Raw genomic sequence first — 17239 nt, 5'->3', positions numbered from 1 at the left:
AGCACGCTCTTTTTGCTCAATGGCACGTGCTTTTTTAGCTTCTGCCTCGGCTTGCGCTTTTTCTTTCTCTTTAGCTTTACGCTCTTGCTCTAGCTTTTTAATATTACGTGCTTCTGATTCGCGTTGCTTGCGTGCATTGGCCGCTCTGCGTTCTAAATCACGGATACGTTTATCTTCAGCACTTTTTTTATCTTTTTCTTTCTTTTGAAGTTCAGCAATTTTTTGCTCAACTTGTTTTTGATCAACTGTAACGGCTGATACCGCTTTATCTGGCGTAGGTATAGCCGAATTAAGTGTTACTTCCATTACTTTAGGTGTTGGCGGATGAATATTTGCAGAAGCATACAAAAATCCACCAATCCCTAAATGAAGTACTATTGATTTTACTACTGAACTATTCATACAGCTACTTCCCCTCAAAGGATTCCGTCATTAATCCTACTGATGGTACGCCTGCATTTTTCAAAAAATCCATTAGTAATAATACTTCTTGATACGACACCTTACCCGAGCCTTTAATCATGACTGGCACGTCAGGGTTTTTCATTAGCTGTAATTTTATAACCGCAGCTACATCAAGTGCTTCCATAGGCTCTTCAGGATCAGTACCTACACTCACGTAATATTTACCTTGTGCATCTATTGAGGCAATAATAGGCGGAGTATCTTTAGTATCAACTAAATCAGACTCTTCCATTTTGGGTAAATCAACTTTTACACCATGCGTAATAAGCGGTGCTGTAGCCATAAATATTATAAGTAGTACCAACATTACATCAATGTAAGGTACTACATTAATCTCTGCGACCGGACGGCGCTTTTTACGCTGATACATTCGCTTGTGCCTCTATTTGTGTAGCTGCTTGACGGTGTAAAATATTAGCAAACTCTTCCATAAAGTTAATATAGTGAGACTCAAGCTTTTCAACACTGTTTGAAAAACGGTTATAAGCAATAACAGCAGGTATCGCCGCAAATAAACCCATAGCAGTGGCAATAAGTGCCTCTGCAATACCTGGTGCTACCATTTGTAATGTAGCTTGCTTAACTTCACCTAGTGCAATAAAGGCATTCATTATGCCCCACACTGTACCAAACAAACCGATGTACGGACTAATAGAACCTACTGTTGCTAAAAACGATAGACTAGATTCCATTTTTTCAATTTCACGAGAAAGCGCAACACGCATAGAGCGGTGCGTTCCTTCCATAACAATACTCGCACTTTGAAATGTATTCTTTTTATGACGAGCAAACTCTTTAAAGCCCGAAGTAAACAAAGCTTCAATGCCTTGAGACTGACCGCTGCGTGACGATATCTCGTTATATAATTTGCTTAAATCAATACCCGACCAAAACTTTTGCTCAAATTTCTTAGCATTTATTAGCGCATCCGATATTGCTTTTTTACGTTGAAATATAATTGTCCACGACATTACAGACATGGCAACTAGCCCTAACATTACTAATTGAACAAGCAAACTTGCTTCTAAAATTAGATCTAAAAAATTAAGCCCTGATCCCACGTTAAACTCCTAAATAATTTCAAAATACGGCAAATTGGTTAATTTGTGTAAATATGACCGCTTACACGGCCAAAAGTTGCATCTAGTGTATCTAGTCCATTTCAAGCTGACAACGGTATTGCTATGAATAGGCAACAAAAAACGTTAAAAAACAACTTTAGCTGGCATTTCCCTTTGCCTCAGTATTTTATTTAAACTTTTAAACAAACTCGCTAACTATAAATATGCGTAAATATATACATGAAACGTCATAAAATGCGCCGTTTATTCAAAATAAGAGCATAAACACTCAAAACCTATAAGCCTCACCTGCACGTAATAGTAAAACTAATACCGAGCTATAACGAAATAAATTACTTAAGTTATAAATTTCATAAGCTTATAAATTTAACGATTAATTAACGCACAAGATTCAAACAACAATAAAATTCACTAAATTAGTTTTTCTAATCTGAAAATACAAATTTTCTAGTTTGAACAAAAAAGTAAACTTACGTATTATTCTCCCATACCGAGCTAGAGCACTGAATGAGATAGTTTCATTAAGCCAAGTTCTTAGTAATAGGATATTTTATCGTATTACATTGTTTTACTCTTTCTGGATAAAACCAAATTTAGTAAAACGTAGTTCCCCTGGATTACTTCCTTCAACTTGTTGTTTGCCCGCATTTTTTGCGGGCTTTTTTTTGCCTGCAATTTAGTGCGCTACATATTTTATTTATAAACTAATAATTGCTCTACCTAATTTACAATAAGTAATTCGCTTACTAGTTTGAATGGTACGCAGGATAGCTTCGCGAGTCTTAACGCCCTGTGAATTAACAGTTAACTATAAAGCGTATTTGTATTTTGAAATAACATTTTCAACAGAGTGTTGAGGTTTTGAGTATAATAATTTGAAACAAAGGGATACTGAGACAATTACCTGCTGCGCAATAAACCACAGCAAGTAAAGTATATAGGCTAGTCTTTTTTAGGAAGTAAACCAAAGTGATGGTATGCACTGTCAGACACTATGCGCCCACGTGGTGTACGCTGAATAAATCCTTGCTGGATTAAAAATGGCTCTATTACATCTTCTATTGTTTCGCGCTCTTCACCAATAGCAGCCGCTACATTGTCGAGCCCTACTGGGCCGCCCATAAATTTTTCGATTATGGCGAGTAAATATTTGCGGTCCATATAATCAAAACCACTTTTATCTACGTCAATCATATCAAGGGCTTGCTTAGCTACATCGGCGTTTACTGTGCCGTCAGATTTTACTTGAGTGTAATCGCGTACACGGCGCAATAAGCGGTTTGCAATACGTGGTGTGCCGCGCGAGCGCTGGGCGATTTCGGTAGCGCCATCGTCACACATTTCTAAACCAAGATAATGTGCTGAACGCCCTACTATGTGCGATAAATCTTCTACAGAATAAAACTCTAATCGCTGCACAATTCCAAAACGGTCACGCAGTGGCGATGTAAGCGAGCCTGCTCGTGTGGTTGCACCAATGAGTGTAAATGCAGGTAAGTCTAATTTAATAGAACGCGCAGCTGGGCCTTCACCAATCATTATATCAAGCTGGTAGTCTTCCATTGCGGGATACAGTATTTCTTCAACTTGCGGGCTTAGCCTGTGTATTTCATCAATAAACAGCACGTCGCCCTCTTCTAAATTAGTAAGTAGAGCAGCTAAATCGCCTGCTTTTTCAAGTACAGGGCCTGATGTTGTTTTAATACTTACGTGTAACTCATTGGCTACAATATTTGCAAGCGTGGTTTTACCAAGCCCAGGTGGGCCAAATATTAATAAATGATCGAGCGCTTCACCACGGGTTCGCGCAGCTTCAATAAAAATTTCCATTTGCTGCTTAACATGAGGCTGGCCTCTGTAGTCGGCTAAAAGTTTTGGTCTTATTGCACGATCTATAGAGTCTTCATTTGTTTTTTCAGTCGCATCAATTAAGCGATCCGCTTCAATCATGGGTTACTCACAACATAGATTTTAAAGATTCTCTAATAAGAACCTCAGTAGACATATCGGGTTTACTTATCGATTTTACTGCTTTTTGAGCTTGTGGCAATTTATAACCTAATGCAAGCAGTGCCGATACGGCATCATCCGCTGCATTATTAGCAATTGTCGCATCGCTCAATGGCTCTATTACTGCGCTGTCGCTAAATGGCGTAAATAAATCATTGCCCCAATCTTTTAGTCTGTCTTTCATTTCGAGTACTAAACGCTCGGCTGTTTTTTTACCTACACCGGGTAATTTAACAAGCGATGTTGAGTCTTCGTTATTTACACAACTTACAAATTGTTTTGCCGACATGCCCGATAAAATAGCTAAGCCAAGTTTTGGCCCTACGCCATTTGCTTTTAATAGCTCTCTAAACAAGGCACGTTCAACTTTATTATTAAAACCAAATAATAGCTGAGCATCTTCACGCACTACAAAGTGAGTGTAAACAATCGCATTTTCACCAATTTTTGGTAAATCGTAAAAACAGGTCATCGGCATTTGTACTTCGTAACCTACACCACTTACTTCGAGTAATATTTCTGGTGGCTGTTTTTCGACTAAAATACCATTTAAGCGGCCTATCATAATTATTTCCTTAAACGTCCTCTAACGGTTTTGCTTGCGCTGCCCGCTAGTTTAATTAAATTTTGTTCTGAGTGGGCGTGGCAAATCGCAATAGCGAGTGCATCAGCTGCATCGGACTGTGGCGTACCGGGTAATTTTAAAATATTTTTTACCATGTGTTGCACTTGTGTTTTATCTGCGCCACCGTTGCCTACTACTGCTTGCTTAATTTGCCTAGCTGAGTATTCAAATACGGGTAAGTCGGCCATTGCAGCGCCAACAATCGCAGCGCCTCTAGCTTGGCCTAGTTTTAAAGCTGAATCGGGGTTGTGCGCCATAAATACTTTTTCAATGGCAAAGGTTTCTGGCGAAAACTGCTCAATAAGCTGTGTAATGCCTTGGTAGATCATTTTAAGCCTAACCGGAAAAGGATGATCGGCTAACTTTATACAGCCACTGCCTAAGTATGTAAATTTAGAACCTTGATGGGCAACAACACCATATCCGGTCAAACGTGAACCAGGATCGATCCCTAAAATGATGGCCAAACAGCGCTCCATTGTTATTATTTTTAAATTACGCTAATAATGCCAGAGCACTGTATAAATTACCAGTACAAAGAAAAACAAAAATGCCCACGTACTAGGTGGGCATTTACAGAGCATGTTAGTTTAAGCTTACCCTAGGGCACGCACTAATCCTTGGGTGTTTTGTTTAAGTGTTCGGGCAATCATTAAATAGCCTAAACCTGCCACAAATACGCCGCCAGCTACCGGACCTATAATCCATATATGCGGGTGTAACTTACCTGCTAAATCAAACATTTGTTGCTGCACAATTAAAAGCGCTATATCACTAAAAAATGCGGCAACTAAGCCAGCTAAACCGCCGAGTAATAAAAACTCGTACAAGGTCGCGTTTTTAATTAATCGGCTTTTAGCGCCAAGCGTTCGCAGTATTACAATTTCTTGCATGCGCTCACCTAAACTAGCTTGCACTTGCGATATAAGTACAAGCGCGCCACACAGCACAACAATGGCAAGTACAAAGCCAATGGCGAGCGATACTTGCGAAATAGTTGTTTGTATTTGCTTAACAAAGTTATCAATATCAATGGCTGTAATAGTAGGGTAAGTACGCAATAACTGGCTAAAGTCACGCTTTTGATCTGGGTTTATACGTACCGACGAAATATACGTCGCCGGAAAATCTGCAAGTACATCAGGGCTTAAAATAATAAAAAAGTTAGGTTTAAGCGTGGCCCAATTTACTTTGCGCACACTGGTGATTTTAGCGTCGAACGACTGCGAACCAATTAAAAATGTAAGCGTATCGCCTATCTCAACATCTAAACGCTCAAGCATCGACTCCTCTACTGAAGCCTCAGCCATCGCATTTTCACCAAACCACGTGCCTTGTGTTACTTCATTTTGATCAGGCACATCTTTAAGCCATGTAAGATTTAGCTCACGACCAATACCTGCACGTGCTTCTTCGTCTTTTTTCTCGTTGTCTTGCAGCGATACAGAACGCGCTACCAACTCGCCGTTTACCGCATTTACGCGCCCACGAATAGTTGGATAAAACTCTGATACCTGAATATCTTTTTGAGCTAAATATTCATTAATTGGCTCAAGCTCATTTTGCGTAATATTAACCAAAAACGCATTAGGCGCGTCGCTTGGAAGTTGCGACTGCCAATCAGATATCATGTCGTTTTTAAGCACCACTAAAAACAGCAGTAATTTAATCGCTAACGAAAAACTAATTAACTGTACCGCGTTCACATTTGCACGCTTTTGAATAGACGCAATTGCAAGCGACCAACTATTACCTGGCTTTAATCCTAGTCTTCGACCACCACCAAATATTAATTTAGATACTAAAAACAGCACACCAATTAGCGCAAGTGTTGATATAAACAAAATTAGCGTTATTTTTATGTTGTTACTAAATAACCACATTAATAAAAACACAGTTAGCGCACTCATACCTAAATGCACACGACTTACCGCCAACTTGTCGCCTAAGTTACGGCGCAGTACTCTAAGCGGTGGAATATCAAATAAATCAAACAATGGTTTAATAGAAAACATAACAGCACAAATTACGCCAGTGCTTATAGCCACCAGCCAAGGTTTAAAGCCACCTAAAGGCAGCTCTGTGCCCATACTTTTTGATAAGTAACTTGTTGCTATTTCTTGCAAACCATAACCAATTAACAGCCCAATACTTACCGCCATTGCACATACAAGCAATAAATGGAGCATGTATATTTTGCGGATTATTGAACGGCTACCGCCTAGCGTTTTCATCATCGCTACTGGATCGTATTGGCGTTCACAATAACGTTTTGCTGAAACAGCTATAGCCACTGCAGCCAAAATAATGCCTAGTAAACCAGCAAGTAATAAAAAGCTCTCTGCGCGGTTTAAGCTGTTTGAAATGGGTGATTGGCGGTCTTTAACGCCATACCATTGTTGGTTTTCTTTCATTTGTGGTTTAAGCCACTCATAAAAACTATTTATGTCAGCCTCACTACCTGCATAAAGTTGGCGGTAATAAACACGACTACCCGGCTGCACAACTTCAGTTTTTGCCACATCGTCAATATTAATAAGCACACGACGGCTACTCGAAAATACATTAAATGGCGCGTCTGGCTCTTCTACAATAACTTTTGAAACATTAAATAATGCCGCGCCAAGCTCTACTTGCGCGCCTATATCAATATTTAAACTGTAAAATACCGATTCACTTAGCCACACATCACCCGGCGTTGGCCCGCTATTAGCAACTTTAGTTTCACCGGTTAGTGTATCTTTAACTTTTAACTGCCCTTTTAGCGGGTACGCATTAGATGCCGCTTTTACTGAGCTAAACTGCATTTCATCATCGGCAAACAACATAGTGTCGAAGTACACCATTTGCGCCGTTTTTAAATTTTGGCTCTGTGCTTGAGTAATAAAAGCGGTGTCCAGAACATGGTCGCTTGCAAGTACACGGTCTGCTGCAATAAAAGCACTGCTTTTTTGCGCAATACTTTGCCCTATTCGCTCAGTAACCATCGACAGTGTAAGCACGGTTAACACAGCAAGAGCGATAGCTGCGCTTATAACCGTGAGCTCACCACGGCGAAATTCTCGCGAAAATAACTTAAGCGCTAACTTAACCCACATTAGCAACGTCCTCTACTTGGCTTTTTACCAGTAAACCCGCTTCTATTTGAATAATGTGCTCACATTTTTGTGCAAGCCCTTCATCGTGAGTCACCAAAATAAGCGTGGTGCCGTGTTGCGTGTTTAAATCAAATAATAACGATTCAATCATTTTACCGTTTTTGCTGTCTAAATTAGCCGAAGGCTCATCAGCAAATAGTATTTTAGGTGTACCAATAAATGCTCGCGCAATAGCAACACGCTGCTGTTCACCGCCAGAGAGTTGCGACGGGTAATGATCGATTCGATGGCTCAAGCCTACTTTTTCAAGCAAAGCAATTGCTTGCTCTTTTGCATCACTTTCACCAGCGAGCTCTGCTGGTAGCATAACGTTTTCTAGTGCCGTTAAGCTTTGTACTAACATAAACGATTGAAACACAAATCCAATTTTAGCCGCGCGCAGTGCAGCACGCTCTTCTTCATCTAAATTGTGTAATGGTTCACCATCTAAAAATATTTCACCGCTGCTTGCGGTATCCAGCCCTGCTAATAAACTGAGTAACGTAGATTTACCTGAGCCCGATGTGCCAACTATAGCAACAGACTCACCATGCTTGACATTAAAGCTGATGTCGCTGAGGATGGGCAGCTCACCTTCAAAGGTAGAGACTACTTTAGACAAACCATTAACCTGAATTATATTTAATTGAGAAAGCGCTGACATATGACTCATTCAATCCTTCGTTTAGTATTCATTTTATTTTTAGTTATCAAACCGCTGAGCGCAGCAGCCGACAACACGATTTTAATACTCGGTGACAGTTTAAGCGCAGCCTACGGACTTCAACAAGAAGAAGGCTGGGTAAAATTGTTACAAGATAAATACGATGACGAACAAGCCGACATTGAACTTATCAACGCCAGTATTAGTGGCGAAACATCTGGTGGAGCCCTACGCCGTTTAGATGCATTGCTTGAGCAATACGAACCCACTCATGTACTTATTGAGCTAGGTGCTAATGACGGTTTACGTGGTTTTCCAGTCAAAAAAATGCAAACTAACTTAACGTCTCTTATTCAAAAAAGCCAAGCAGCTAATGCCATGACCGCCTTAATGGAGATTTACATTCCCCCTAATTACGGCCCGCGTTACAGTAAAATGTTTACTGACACTTTTTCGCGCGTTAGCGAAGAAACAAATGCGCATTTAATGAACTTTTTTATGCTCGATATTGCCGGCCAACCTGAGCTAATGCAAAACGATAGTTTACACCCTAACAAAAAAGCTCAGCCATTAATACGAGATGAGATGTATGACTCGATCAAAAAGTGGTTAAATAAAGACTAGCTAATTAATACACCGCAAGGGCGCCTTTTTAGGCCTCTTGCGTAATAAACACCCAAACAAACAATCGCTTATTGATTTTTTAAAAAATACACGTACTATTGCAAACAACGTCGGTATGTAGCGCAGCTTGGTAGCGCACTGTCATGGGGTGGCAGGGGTCGAGAGTTCGAATCTCTCCATACCGACCATTTAACCTCTTTTTATTTCAATTAGTTATAAATTAAAGCACCCTCTTTATCGCACTATTAAATTCGCCTTTCTAAATATTTATCGCACATTTATCGCACGATACTTGCCTTAAATTATTTTATACTTTTAAGGTATAAAAGGGGGGGATATATAGGAAGACAGCTAATGGCACCCTTCTAAACCGTCTTTATCATTATTTTAAAGAATAAACACATTTAACTTGTCTCCATGTTTTTCAAATTGTAATTTGAGTCTAAAAGTACAATAGAGAATGTTATGCAGATCGATCAAAAAAGAAAAACCACTTCCCCCTTATTATTTGATGAAATTATTTGTGCAATTGTGTTTGGCTCAATGCCCTGCCTTTTAGTATTAGAATTTTCAGGTGTAGAAGGCCTAGTTAGCTTTTTCGAAGGAATTACGCCACCAGACCATCTAATATACTATTTTAGTTTACTAACTCTTTTACATAGTATTGTGTGGGCTATTTCTAAATACAGTCTTTCTTTATCTGATTCTAGTAGAACATTAAAATACAGATTACATAAACTTTCATACCAAATTGGTTTTAATCTAGTAGGTCTGTATCGCGCTATGGCAGGTTCACTCCCCTTTATTGCAGTACCTATATTAATTTATGATTCAACAAGCGGTAACATCACTAAAGCTATATTCATGCTTGTGCTTTCTATTGCTAGTTTACTAGTTGCCTACTGGCTAACATATTGGCAGCAAAAGACTGCACCAAGAATTAAAGAGTTTTGATTTATGCTTAAGCAACAAAAGTTTGTAACTTTAGGCAACCACTAACTTGAAAAACGCTGAACAAATGGAAATTGGAAATTAAAAGAATATAGACAGCTCTGAGCGGTTCGTAGTCAGAAGAATCCATAAAATGTAAAAGATAATTTAAAATGATTAGACGTACGGTATTTATTTATGCTTATTTTGAGTTTTAAGCTGATACTGGTTTAACTTGTGACAATCGAAGCCTAAGCTTTTCCGCTTCTGATTTATGCATTCTTCCCATTGTATTAACTTTACCCATTACACTGTTGAATAACGAATAATACTCACTAGAGCCTGAACTCTTTTTAAAGGTAATTTCGCAACAATGTACAGCCGCTCGAATTTTATTTCTCTTTTCTTTGGGCATTGTTGGCTGCTTTTTATTCACGTTAACACCATGAACTTCTTGCTGTGTGTTTCTAGGCATTATTTTATGCTTTTTACGATTTGGTTTAGCACCAATACTGCGAAACAAGGAATAGATTGTACTTATAATCTCTGATTTCTCTTTGGCCCCAATCAAGCGCTTAGATGATACGGTTACGTCATCAACATATCTTGTATAAATTAACCCTCTGCGTTTCAACTGAACAACCAACTTTTCTTCTCGATTCCAGAGCACTAGATTGCAGATATAACTGCTAGTTTTAGCCCCTTGTACAACAAAACCATTCAAAGTAACCAGTTCTGCAAGACATTCCGCGACGACATTAGAAAATCCAAACACTCCTACCCACATCTCATGAACAACTTTTTTCGAAATACTCGGAAAGAAATTAGTTATATCCTCACTGATTAAAACTTTAGAGCCAACATGCTTTTGGGCATCCGTAAGATAGTCCCTACTTCTAATACTTCCTTGGAGATAATCAGGATATTTCACTCGTTTTAGAAATGCTTCACAGATTTTCCCATGAAGTGTTTTCAATGAAGGTCTTGCGTCATAAGTAAACCGACTAGAACCATCAGCCTTTATAATCTCTTTAGTCAGGAAAAAAAGTGAGTCTGATTTGGTTGTAATAGCCATTAATTCGCTTAACTCTATATTAAGAGCGATAGCAAGTTTATTTAAATCACCGATAGGTGCGTGAGGATAACTAAGCTTCTTCAACTTCCGCTTCCATCAAAGAAAGAGCGGTGTGAGAAAGTTTTTCAGCAAGTTCTTTACTGATTCCATCTCTGTCACTGGCTTCTGAAGCTAAGAACATGAAAATACTTGTTGGTATGTTCATAGCCTTACATATTTGATTGATGGTAGAAAGGTTCGGATCTCGTTTACCTTGCTCCAGCAAGGTTAAGTAAGAAATTGACACGTCCGCAGCTTGCGAAAGCTTCGTTTTTGTCATTCCCTTTTGAGTACGACAAAGAGACAATGCTTTTCCAATATTCATAATTATACCTCCTAAGAAAAGAAGTGACCTGCTGTAAACGGGCACGTCTTAGAACTCGGAAAAAATTTTCAAAAGCCTTTCAACAGCAGGAGCAAGAGAAATACATTTACCCAATATTTCTAGTAGCTGGGTTGGCGACTTCTTATGTCCGTAATTTTCAAGGTCTAGAATAATTTGTTCCAGTTCTGCGTGTTTACTGCTGTCCATATCATCATGCATTTCCGATTGAAACATTTTTAATGATTCAATGGATTTCTTTAAAAGACGGTGATTATTTTTCATAATCAAAAACCTCTCTGTCATTCAGTGCAACATTGCACCAGTCGACAAAACAATACTGAACTGAATAGAAATGCTATGGACAGCACAGGTCACTCATTCTTGGGGCTACACAGTAGCCCCTCCAGTCGAATTTATCCTCAATTGCTCACTGTCGTTCCACCTAATAGTGATGGTCAGTGTTGCTGGACATTTGCTGGGTAGCTGATTGCCTAAGACAATCGACTCAAGAGAGTCACAATCTTGTTCAGATTTAGGTCATATCTTTTATAGAGCATCAGGGTGATACACCCTGTACGCTATCTATAATACTTAAACTAAAACTAAATGCAACAAAATTTTACTGTGAGTCAAAAAGTGAGTGTTTTAGATAATTAATATGACTGCTATATATTTAATAATGCTGAGGGTCTATTTAATCATTGCTCTTGTTATATGGGCCAAACTAGTCTAGAAAGTTCTACACTTTATTGTCTCAGTTTCATATTTTGCTGTTTAATTTCAATCTTAATACCCTGTCACGTTATGTTATCCAATATCTTTTAACTGTTCTTAAACTAAGATTGGTAATAAGTGCAACAGCCTGTTGAGTTGGTTTGTTGCCCGTTTCTTTGGTTATTTTTTTAACAGCTTTTTTAACAAGCTGCTGCGAATTACTTCGCTTTTTAATCGCAGTGTCTGTAGCTGCTTTTTTCTGCCTCTCCTTAATTTCATCGCTTGATAACTTCACTTTTGACTTAATATTTAAATATTCAGGGCAATAGCCGAACAAGTCTTTCAGGTAATCAGCTAGAGTCTCTTTTCTGTATTTGTAGTGTGTTGTTTTTGCTGTTCTAGTTAAACTAACAAGCTCTTCTAATGATAAACCAATTAGCTCATCATTTATTTTTGTTAGCTTTTCAAATGCGGTGTTTTTATTTAGGTGTTGAAACGCAACAAACAGGATAAACGCTGTTTTATCTCGCTTACCCTTTGGCACCCCACCCTGCTTATAAAAATGGTTTTGAATACTGTTAATACATTTTAGCCACCATTCTTTAATGCTATGACCGTAGCGTTGGTGACCTGGTTGCTTTGGTTGCTTTGCTATCTTATTTCTGGGGCTTGAAGCTAAACTAGTTTTGAATTCTAGCTGTGATTTCTCTATATTCTTCCGTAAATGACATAGATCTAAACACATCAACAGTTCATCAAATGTATATTTAGTACCAGAGCCAAAATACCTGGCATGCAATCCTGTTCTACTGTGAACAGACCCTGGGACGCGCAAAAAGCCGCTAATTCTTTTTGTAGCCATAAGATCTATATGCCAAAAACTATCTGACGTTCCAAAACTCTCAATTAGACTTTTAGCAATTTGTTGCCATATCAACTTATTAATTGCGACTGCATCTACAGGATTGTAAATCCAATAAAGATGTATTCCACCTGAGCCAGAAAGGACATAGCCTGTTGGCGGCGGTAGCTTACTCAGTTTTAACCTATTGAATACTTCAGGAACAATTTTAGCCTCTGTCCTTCTAACATCAAATGGATCACATTTATGATTAAGATCAATTTCAATCCAATTCGCTGACAGTAGAGCTAGGTTGCTCTCCCTAGGCCAACTAAAAAATTCGTTTGGAGTGTAATAGCAGTCTACTGATTCACTTGTACTGTACAATACTCCTCGAACAAACTTACTAGTGTCCCGTCTAAAAGCTCGAAAATCGGTTAAGCTTTTTGATTTACTGTTCCCAAGTAAATGAATAAATTTTTTAGACTTATGGCATTTACTTAGTAACCCTCGAACATATTTAGGTGTCTTGAATTCAATTAGAGAATAAAACTGACTCGGATAGGCAATAGTATATTCTGGCCACTCGAATTGTGGCCTTATTTTAAAGGCAAGCATATAATATGAAGATGCAAAGTGCGTTTGGGGTGTCGCCGGTCAAGCAGCCCCTTTCGCCTTCCTTACACCTTCACTCCTTCAAAACGAGCAAGCCATTGATCAACTGTTTCGCGTTTAAATAGGCGAACTCGACCCAATTTAATAGAAGGTGGTGCTAACCGTTGAACTTGATAAAGGTTGGCATCTTTTCCAGACTCAATAGCCTTTCGCTGGGCGCTCAGACGATTATTAATTGTGCCTATAGATAGATGTAAAAGCTCTGATAGCTCTTTTACTGATAAGATTTCTGATGACTGCATGTTCGCTCTCCAATACGTAAATTAGAGCAAAGAGATGCCACATTGCTCTGTGAGCTGTGGACTTGCTAGTGCATATAATTAATATATGCGTACCCTAGTAACCTCTTTTCTACGTATTGAAAGCAGCCCCGAACATTGGGCGCCTGTTTTTTATTAACTTTACTATGTTCTGTGGTAAATCTTTTTATCTCTTTGCATTATAAGTAAGCACAATAAGTATGCTTAAGATGAATTTAAATGAGATATAGTGATAAATCAAGTGAACTTGAGGAATAAAATTGCTTTAAGGCTCAGCTAATGAATTACCGAGCGCTGGATTTTCAAACTATCACTGCAATCATCACAAAGCATAAGCATCCACTTAAACACTGATTGAACATGGCTTTCAGGGTAGTAATTATCAAACTTTTTCACTTTTTCTGATCGATTATAAAACGATGAAAAAGACTCTAGTTGTATATCCCAAACCTCTGATTGCTCGTTACTATAATCGTAAAACATGAAGTCTAAGGTAAGTAACTCACTAAGTACTTGTGCTTCATTAAGATTACTTAAGTTATCTCTAATTGATAATAGCTTATCACAGCTATTATCTTGGCCTTGCAACCTGATATATAAAAAATCAATCGCTGGTAAAAATGCATAAACGTTAAAATTAACCATAAAAAACTACGCAGCTTTTCAACTGCGTAGCCTGTATTTTGTGTAAAAACCCATCTAACAATTGCACTTAAAAAAGCAACTGTCAAAACTATTTGTAGAATTCACCACGGCTATGAACGTCACGCGCTTCTTGCTCTGTGTAGCTATCACCACAATGATCGACATTTCCAGTTCCATCATTGTATTCATCGATGAACTTATCTTGCTCAGACTTATCATCAACATCCAGCAAAATATCAACCGTCACGGCTCCTATAAACTTAACTGCTTTCCACAACATTTGCTTTACCCGCCTCTATCTAAGTATTCCTTAGTATCGTGAACACATTAAAGCTAAGAAACTCTTAGTTTTCAAGTTAAGAATTAAATTTAATGAAAACGAATGATGGTTCACCGTTTCCAAGACGGCTAAAAGAGGCAAGACTAGCAAAAGGACTTTCGCAAAAAAAACTAGGAATACTGGCGGGAATGGATCAGTTTGCGGCTTCGCCTAGAATGAATCAGTACGAAAAAGGCGTGCATTCACCCGACTTTCAAACAGTGCGAGCACTAGCTAAAGTATTAGAAGTGCCAACAGCATTTTTTTACTGCGAAGAGGATAATTTAGCCGCTATAATTCTTAATCATAAATCTTATAACGTTAATTGATAACATAAGGCTCTAGGTGTAGAATTAAATGTAGATGATTTATTCGAGGTGGTAATAATGAGTAAAGATAAGAAAAAAATCACAAAAAGTATGATTTTGAGATCTGTTGCTAGTTCAACTGCCATTGAAACTGGCGCAACAGTAAAAACAATAGAAAAAAGGTTAAAAGCAAATAAACTTAAATATGAGTCTCTTTCACTCGCTATTTAATTATATCTCTCACGAGCCTTTCAATGTGTTGATAATCTCTGTTTACACCCGCTTGAATTGACTTGATGTAGAAATCTTTATGCTCATCCCACAAGCTATAATCAAGCGTTCCTTTTCCAGCTTTGCTACACAAAAAGTCCATTAACAGACGGCTTACCCTGCCGTTACCCTCACGAAATGGGTGAATTAGAATAAACTCAACATGGCTCTGAGCTAAAAATGACACAAGCTCTTCATCGGTCATTTCTGGTAAGTTATTAAATCGAGATAAATACTCATCTTCAAATACGCTAATATGCCTTTCAATTTGCAGAGGTGACATAAACTGAAATCCACCTTTGCCCATATCAACGCTTCTTATTTTACCTGCCCACTCGTATACATTACCTAGCCATTGTCTGTGCCAATTAGCAACATTTTGAAAAGAAAAAACGTCATCTTCTGGCTCTGGCGTTGTAAATATTTTTTCATATAGTTTAACTAAAAGAATAGCCTCAACATCATCCATCTCTGCTGCATCAACAATCGCTAACTTGTTCGCTAAAACTAGTTTTTCAGACCCTAGTTGATATTGCGCTTCAATAGAATCAGTCTCGTATTTAGTCATTTAGTTACGCCATAAAATGATTAGTGTAAAAGTGCTTAACAACCAATGCAAGTAACCTTGGTGTAATAACTTTACCAATTTATGTGATTGTTTAATAATTTAAAACCAATTTTAATAGAGGCATCATGAGCAATAGCCTCTCTTTAAACATTGGGGCTTCGCCCCTGTCCCCCGCTATGTCGAAGCCGAAAATCGGCTTACACATAGCGGGGGACAACACATTCACACTCTTATACGCAGGTTTTATTTGCAGATTGAAAAATATTTCTAAAGTGGTAATCTTATTATTACTGAAGCTCTAACGAGCCAGAAAAAAACAGGCGCTATTCTGCTGCCTTCAACACGTAGTAACGAGGTAAATACTATCTTTTCAAAGGTAGTAACCAACCAAAAACGGCGCACTCCAGCTGCTGACAACACGTAGAAATGAGGTTAATAATCAGGCGAGATCAGTCCGAGCCTTTTGCATATGCAAAAAACAGGGGCGAATAGGCTTAAGTGCCGCTGAGCTTTATTGCCAGTCAATCTTACAACCTTAATACGACTGGAGTCACACCATGAAATTCGATGCACTAATCGAAGTCCAAAAACTAAAATTTGAAAGTAAGTTAATTGCTGGAAGCCGTAAAAAAACATCTAAGCTTGATAGACATAAATTCGAGCTAATAGAAATTTACAAGCAAGGGTCTAACATTGTCGAGCTTCAGCGTTGGCTAAAGCGCAAAGGTATCAATGCTCATTGGTCAACAATTCAAAGATGGATTAAAAAACATGGCTAAATTTGCGAAACCAAAAACTCAAGCACACAATGTCATAAAAGGGCTTACAAAAAGTAAGCTTATAAAGTCTCTTGGCACAGCCAGAAACTACGAGCAATCACTTAACACCGTTGCCTCTTGGGCTAAAGATATTGGCATAAACGGTATTCAGGCAATGACCATCGATCAAGCACTCAATTATTTAGATTACCGTAAAGAAATAGTGGGTCAAAAGTCACTGGATATGGAACGCCAAGCCATACAAGCAATGATGAGGCTTAACGGCAAACTTAAAGACAAACAAACACTCCCTGTTATTAAATCAATTAATCAGCAAATTCTTAAATCACGCGCCTACACTACAGAGCAAGCTCAAATAATAAGTAAGCACCAAACGCCTAAATATTCATTATCAACACAAATAGCACTTTCTGCGGGGCTTCGTGCACATGAATTATTGACCATAGCCAAAGTTGAAGAGCGTAAAGCAGATAAACGACCAGCTTTTGATTCAAAATGGTCTGGTAGAAACGGTGTGCTATATACCGTTACAGGCAAAGGAGGCTTAACACGCGAAGTCCTAATACCTCACGATTTATCTGCTAAATTAGAACTTCGTAAATTTAAACAACCTGTCACAGTTGTTGACAGAAAAATAAACTACTTACAGCGCTACGATATTGGAGGTGGAAAAAAGTGGTCGGATTCATTTAATAAAGCATCAAACCGTACGCTTTCATTTTCCAACGGTGCTCACGGCCTTAGGCATAGCTACGCACAAGAAAGGCTATTAGAGCTGATACTTAACCAATATCCATATCAAATAGCATTAGGGACCGTTTCACAAGAAATGGGGCATTTCAGGGCTGAAGTTACTGAGGTATATTTAAGATAATCTTCGGAAG

22 protein-coding genes and 1 tRNA gene are annotated in these 17239 nt (G+C 38.5%); 7 read left to right on the top strand and 16 right to left on the bottom strand.

The window, feature by feature from the left end; translation table 11 throughout:
- From tolA to H5120_RS18565, 8 genes are all read right to left on the bottom strand, one after another.
- The coding region (gene tolA, locus H5120_RS18600) for a cell envelope integrity protein TolA (protein WP_182675734.1) at nucleotides 1-402 on the bottom strand (402 nt) is incomplete at its 3' end.
- 4 nt (nucleotides 403-406) lie between these two features.
- On the bottom strand, nucleotides 407-835 hold the full coding sequence (gene tolR / locus H5120_RS18595; RefSeq protein WP_002960641.1) for a protein TolR: 429 nt from the start codon (nucleotides 833-835) through the stop codon (nucleotides 407-409).
- Complete coding sequence (gene tolQ, locus H5120_RS18590; protein ID WP_002960643.1) at nucleotides 822-1526, bottom strand: protein TolQ; 705 nt, start codon at nucleotides 1524-1526, stop codon at nucleotides 822-824. Before tolQ ends, tolR begins: the two co-directional genes overlap by 14 nt.
- Nucleotides 1527-2489: 963 nt before the next feature.
- Entirely contained in the window at nucleotides 2490-3497 is a 1008-nt protein-coding gene (gene ruvB / locus H5120_RS18585; protein ID WP_002960645.1) for a Holliday junction branch migration DNA helicase RuvB, read from the bottom strand.
- A gap of 7 nt (nucleotides 3498-3504) precedes the next feature.
- The gene (gene ruvA / locus H5120_RS18580; protein WP_182675733.1) at nucleotides 3505-4122 is read right to left on the bottom strand and encodes a Holliday junction branch migration protein RuvA; all 618 of its coding nucleotides are present in this window, start codon (nucleotides 4120-4122) and stop codon (nucleotides 3505-3507) included.
- A gap of 2 nt (nucleotides 4123-4124) precedes the next feature.
- The gene (gene ruvC / locus H5120_RS18575) at nucleotides 4125-4649 is read right to left on the bottom strand and encodes a crossover junction endodeoxyribonuclease RuvC (protein WP_182675732.1); all 525 of its coding nucleotides are present in this window, start codon (nucleotides 4647-4649) and stop codon (nucleotides 4125-4127) included.
- 129 nt (nucleotides 4650-4778) lie between these two features.
- On the bottom strand, nucleotides 4779-7280 hold the full coding sequence (locus tag H5120_RS18570) for an ABC transporter permease (RefSeq protein WP_182675731.1): 2502 nt from the start codon (nucleotides 7278-7280) through the stop codon (nucleotides 4779-4781).
- Complete coding sequence (locus H5120_RS18565; RefSeq protein WP_008137049.1) at nucleotides 7270-7983, bottom strand: ABC transporter ATP-binding protein; 714 nt, start codon at nucleotides 7981-7983, stop codon at nucleotides 7270-7272. The genes H5120_RS18570 and H5120_RS18565 overlap by 11 nt, the downstream gene beginning before the upstream one ends.
- Between H5120_RS18565 and H5120_RS18560 the strand changes: the two genes are divergently transcribed.
- The 3 genes from H5120_RS18560 to H5120_RS18550 all read left to right on the top strand — a co-directional run bounded on the left by H5120_RS18560 (nucleotide 7984) and on the right by H5120_RS18550 (nucleotide 9561).
- Nucleotides 7984-8607 (top strand): arylesterase, encoded by a 624-nt coding sequence (locus H5120_RS18560; RefSeq protein ID WP_182675730.1) that lies wholly within the window; start codon nucleotides 7984-7986, stop codon nucleotides 8605-8607. It abuts the gene before it with no gap.
- A 111-nt stretch (nucleotides 8608-8718) separates the two neighbouring features.
- Nucleotides 8719-8795 (top strand) — tRNA-Pro (locus H5120_RS18555).
- 277 nt (nucleotides 8796-9072) lie between these two features.
- Complete coding sequence (locus tag H5120_RS18550; RefSeq protein WP_149614597.1) at nucleotides 9073-9561, top strand: hypothetical protein; 489 nt, start codon at nucleotides 9073-9075, stop codon at nucleotides 9559-9561.
- Nucleotides 9562-9751: 190 nt separating this feature from the next.
- On the opposite strand, the gene H5120_RS18545 is transcribed toward H5120_RS18550, so the two are convergent.
- The 7 genes from H5120_RS18545 to H5120_RS18515 form a co-directional block, all read right to left on the bottom strand.
- Entirely contained in the window at nucleotides 9752-10696 is a 945-nt protein-coding gene (locus tag H5120_RS18545; protein ID WP_220487132.1) for a reverse transcriptase family protein, read from the bottom strand.
- Entirely contained in the window at nucleotides 10683-10976 is a 294-nt protein-coding gene (locus tag H5120_RS18540; RefSeq protein WP_182675729.1) for a helix-turn-helix domain-containing protein, read from the bottom strand. The genes H5120_RS18545 and H5120_RS18540 overlap by 14 nt, the downstream gene beginning before the upstream one ends.
- Before the next feature lie 48 nt (nucleotides 10977-11024).
- Entirely contained in the window at nucleotides 11025-11258 is a 234-nt protein-coding gene (locus H5120_RS18535) for a hypothetical protein (protein ID WP_182675728.1), read from the bottom strand.
- A 520-nt stretch (nucleotides 11259-11778) separates the two neighbouring features.
- Nucleotides 11779-12918, bottom strand: a complete 1140-nt coding sequence (locus H5120_RS18530) for a hypothetical protein (RefSeq protein ID WP_182675727.1) — start codon at nucleotides 12916-12918, stop codon at nucleotides 11779-11781.
- 293 nt (nucleotides 12919-13211) lie between these two features.
- Nucleotides 13212-13448 (bottom strand): hypothetical protein, encoded by a 237-nt coding sequence (locus H5120_RS18525; protein WP_182675726.1) that lies wholly within the window; start codon nucleotides 13446-13448, stop codon nucleotides 13212-13214.
- Between the two features lie 294 nt (nucleotides 13449-13742).
- The gene (locus H5120_RS18520) at nucleotides 13743-14111 is read right to left on the bottom strand and encodes a hypothetical protein (RefSeq protein ID WP_182675725.1); all 369 of its coding nucleotides are present in this window, start codon (nucleotides 14109-14111) and stop codon (nucleotides 13743-13745) included.
- 88 nt (nucleotides 14112-14199) lie between these two features.
- Nucleotides 14200-14343, bottom strand: a complete 144-nt coding sequence (locus tag H5120_RS18515; protein ID WP_235592021.1) for a hypothetical protein — start codon at nucleotides 14341-14343, stop codon at nucleotides 14200-14202.
- A gap of 140 nt (nucleotides 14344-14483) precedes the next feature.
- Between H5120_RS18515 and H5120_RS18510 the strand changes: the two genes are divergently transcribed.
- Both H5120_RS18510 and H5120_RS18505 read left to right on the top strand, forming a co-directional pair.
- Complete coding sequence (locus tag H5120_RS18510; protein ID WP_182675724.1) at nucleotides 14484-14759, top strand: helix-turn-helix domain-containing protein; 276 nt, start codon at nucleotides 14484-14486, stop codon at nucleotides 14757-14759.
- Between the two features lie 57 nt (nucleotides 14760-14816).
- On the top strand, nucleotides 14817-14969 hold the full coding sequence (locus H5120_RS18505; protein WP_165722308.1) for a hypothetical protein: 153 nt from the start codon (nucleotides 14817-14819) through the stop codon (nucleotides 14967-14969).
- On the opposite strand, the gene H5120_RS18500 is transcribed toward H5120_RS18505, so the two are convergent.
- Nucleotides 14962-15576, bottom strand: a complete 615-nt coding sequence (locus H5120_RS18500) for a Fic family protein (RefSeq protein ID WP_096793373.1) — start codon at nucleotides 15574-15576, stop codon at nucleotides 14962-14964. The two genes, H5120_RS18505 and H5120_RS18500, sit on opposite strands and share 8 nt — an antisense overlap.
- 557 nt (nucleotides 15577-16133) lie before the next feature.
- On the opposite strand from H5120_RS18500, the gene H5120_RS18495 reads away from it, so the two are divergent.
- Entirely contained in the window at nucleotides 16134-16355 is a 222-nt protein-coding gene (locus H5120_RS18495) for a hypothetical protein (RefSeq protein WP_182675723.1), read from the top strand.
- Nucleotides 16348-17229, top strand: a complete 882-nt coding sequence (locus H5120_RS18490) for a site-specific integrase (protein WP_182675722.1) — start codon at nucleotides 16348-16350, stop codon at nucleotides 17227-17229. The genes H5120_RS18495 and H5120_RS18490 overlap by 8 nt, the downstream gene beginning before the upstream one ends.
- The last annotated feature ends 10 nt before the right edge of the window (nucleotides 17230-17239 follow it).

Source organism: Pseudoalteromonas sp. SR43-2, from assembly GCF_014163885.1.
Classification (GTDB): Bacteria; Pseudomonadota; Gammaproteobacteria; order Enterobacterales; family Alteromonadaceae; genus Pseudoalteromonas; species Pseudoalteromonas distincta.
Note: the sequence above shows the minus strand (reverse complement) of the source record. Positions and strands in the feature narration are given on the sequence as shown.

Excerpts from the sequence above, each read along its gene's own strand:
- tolR (WP_002960641.1), bottom strand. The coding sequence starts at position 835 with ATGTATCAGCGTAAAAAGCGCCGTCCGGTCGCAGAGATTAATGTAGTA.
- ruvB (WP_002960645.1), bottom strand. The coding sequence starts at position 3,497 with ATGATTGAAGCGGATCGCTTAATTGATGCGACTGAAAAAACAAATGAA.
- ruvA (WP_182675733.1), bottom strand. The coding sequence starts at position 4,122 with ATGATAGGCCGCTTAAATGGTATTTTAGTCGAAAAACAGCCACCAGAA.
- H5120_RS18570 (WP_182675731.1), bottom strand. The coding sequence starts at position 7,280 with ATGTGGGTTAAGTTAGCGCTTAAGTTATTTTCGCGAGAATTTCGCCGT.
- H5120_RS18565 (WP_008137049.1), bottom strand. The coding sequence starts at position 7,983 with ATGTCAGCGCTTTCTCAATTAAATATAATTCAGGTTAATGGTTTGTCT.
- H5120_RS18560 (WP_182675730.1), top strand. The coding sequence starts at position 7,984 with ATGACTCATTCAATCCTTCGTTTAGTATTCATTTTATTTTTAGTTATC.
- H5120_RS18550 (WP_149614597.1), top strand. The coding sequence starts at position 9,073 with ATGCAGATCGATCAAAAAAGAAAAACCACTTCCCCCTTATTATTTGAT.
- H5120_RS18540 (WP_182675729.1), bottom strand. The coding sequence starts at position 10,976 with ATGAATATTGGAAAAGCATTGTCTCTTTGTCGTACTCAAAAGGGAATG.
- H5120_RS18535 (WP_182675728.1), bottom strand. The coding sequence starts at position 11,258 with ATGAAAAATAATCACCGTCTTTTAAAGAAATCCATTGAATCATTAAAA.
- H5120_RS18525 (WP_182675726.1), bottom strand. The coding sequence starts at position 13,448 with ATGCAGTCATCAGAAATCTTATCAGTAAAAGAGCTATCAGAGCTTTTA.
- H5120_RS18520 (WP_182675725.1), bottom strand. The coding sequence starts at position 14,111 with ATGGTTAATTTTAACGTTTATGCATTTTTACCAGCGATTGATTTTTTA.
- H5120_RS18510 (WP_182675724.1), top strand. The coding sequence starts at position 14,484 with ATGAAAACGAATGATGGTTCACCGTTTCCAAGACGGCTAAAAGAGGCA.
- H5120_RS18505 (WP_165722308.1), top strand. The coding sequence starts at position 14,817 with ATGAGTAAAGATAAGAAAAAAATCACAAAAAGTATGATTTTGAGATCT.
- H5120_RS18500 (WP_096793373.1), bottom strand. The coding sequence starts at position 15,576 with ATGACTAAATACGAGACTGATTCTATTGAAGCGCAATATCAACTAGGG.
- H5120_RS18495 (WP_182675723.1), top strand. The coding sequence starts at position 16,134 with ATGAAATTCGATGCACTAATCGAAGTCCAAAAACTAAAATTTGAAAGT.
- H5120_RS18490 (WP_182675722.1), top strand. The coding sequence starts at position 16,348 with ATGGCTAAATTTGCGAAACCAAAAACTCAAGCACACAATGTCATAAAA.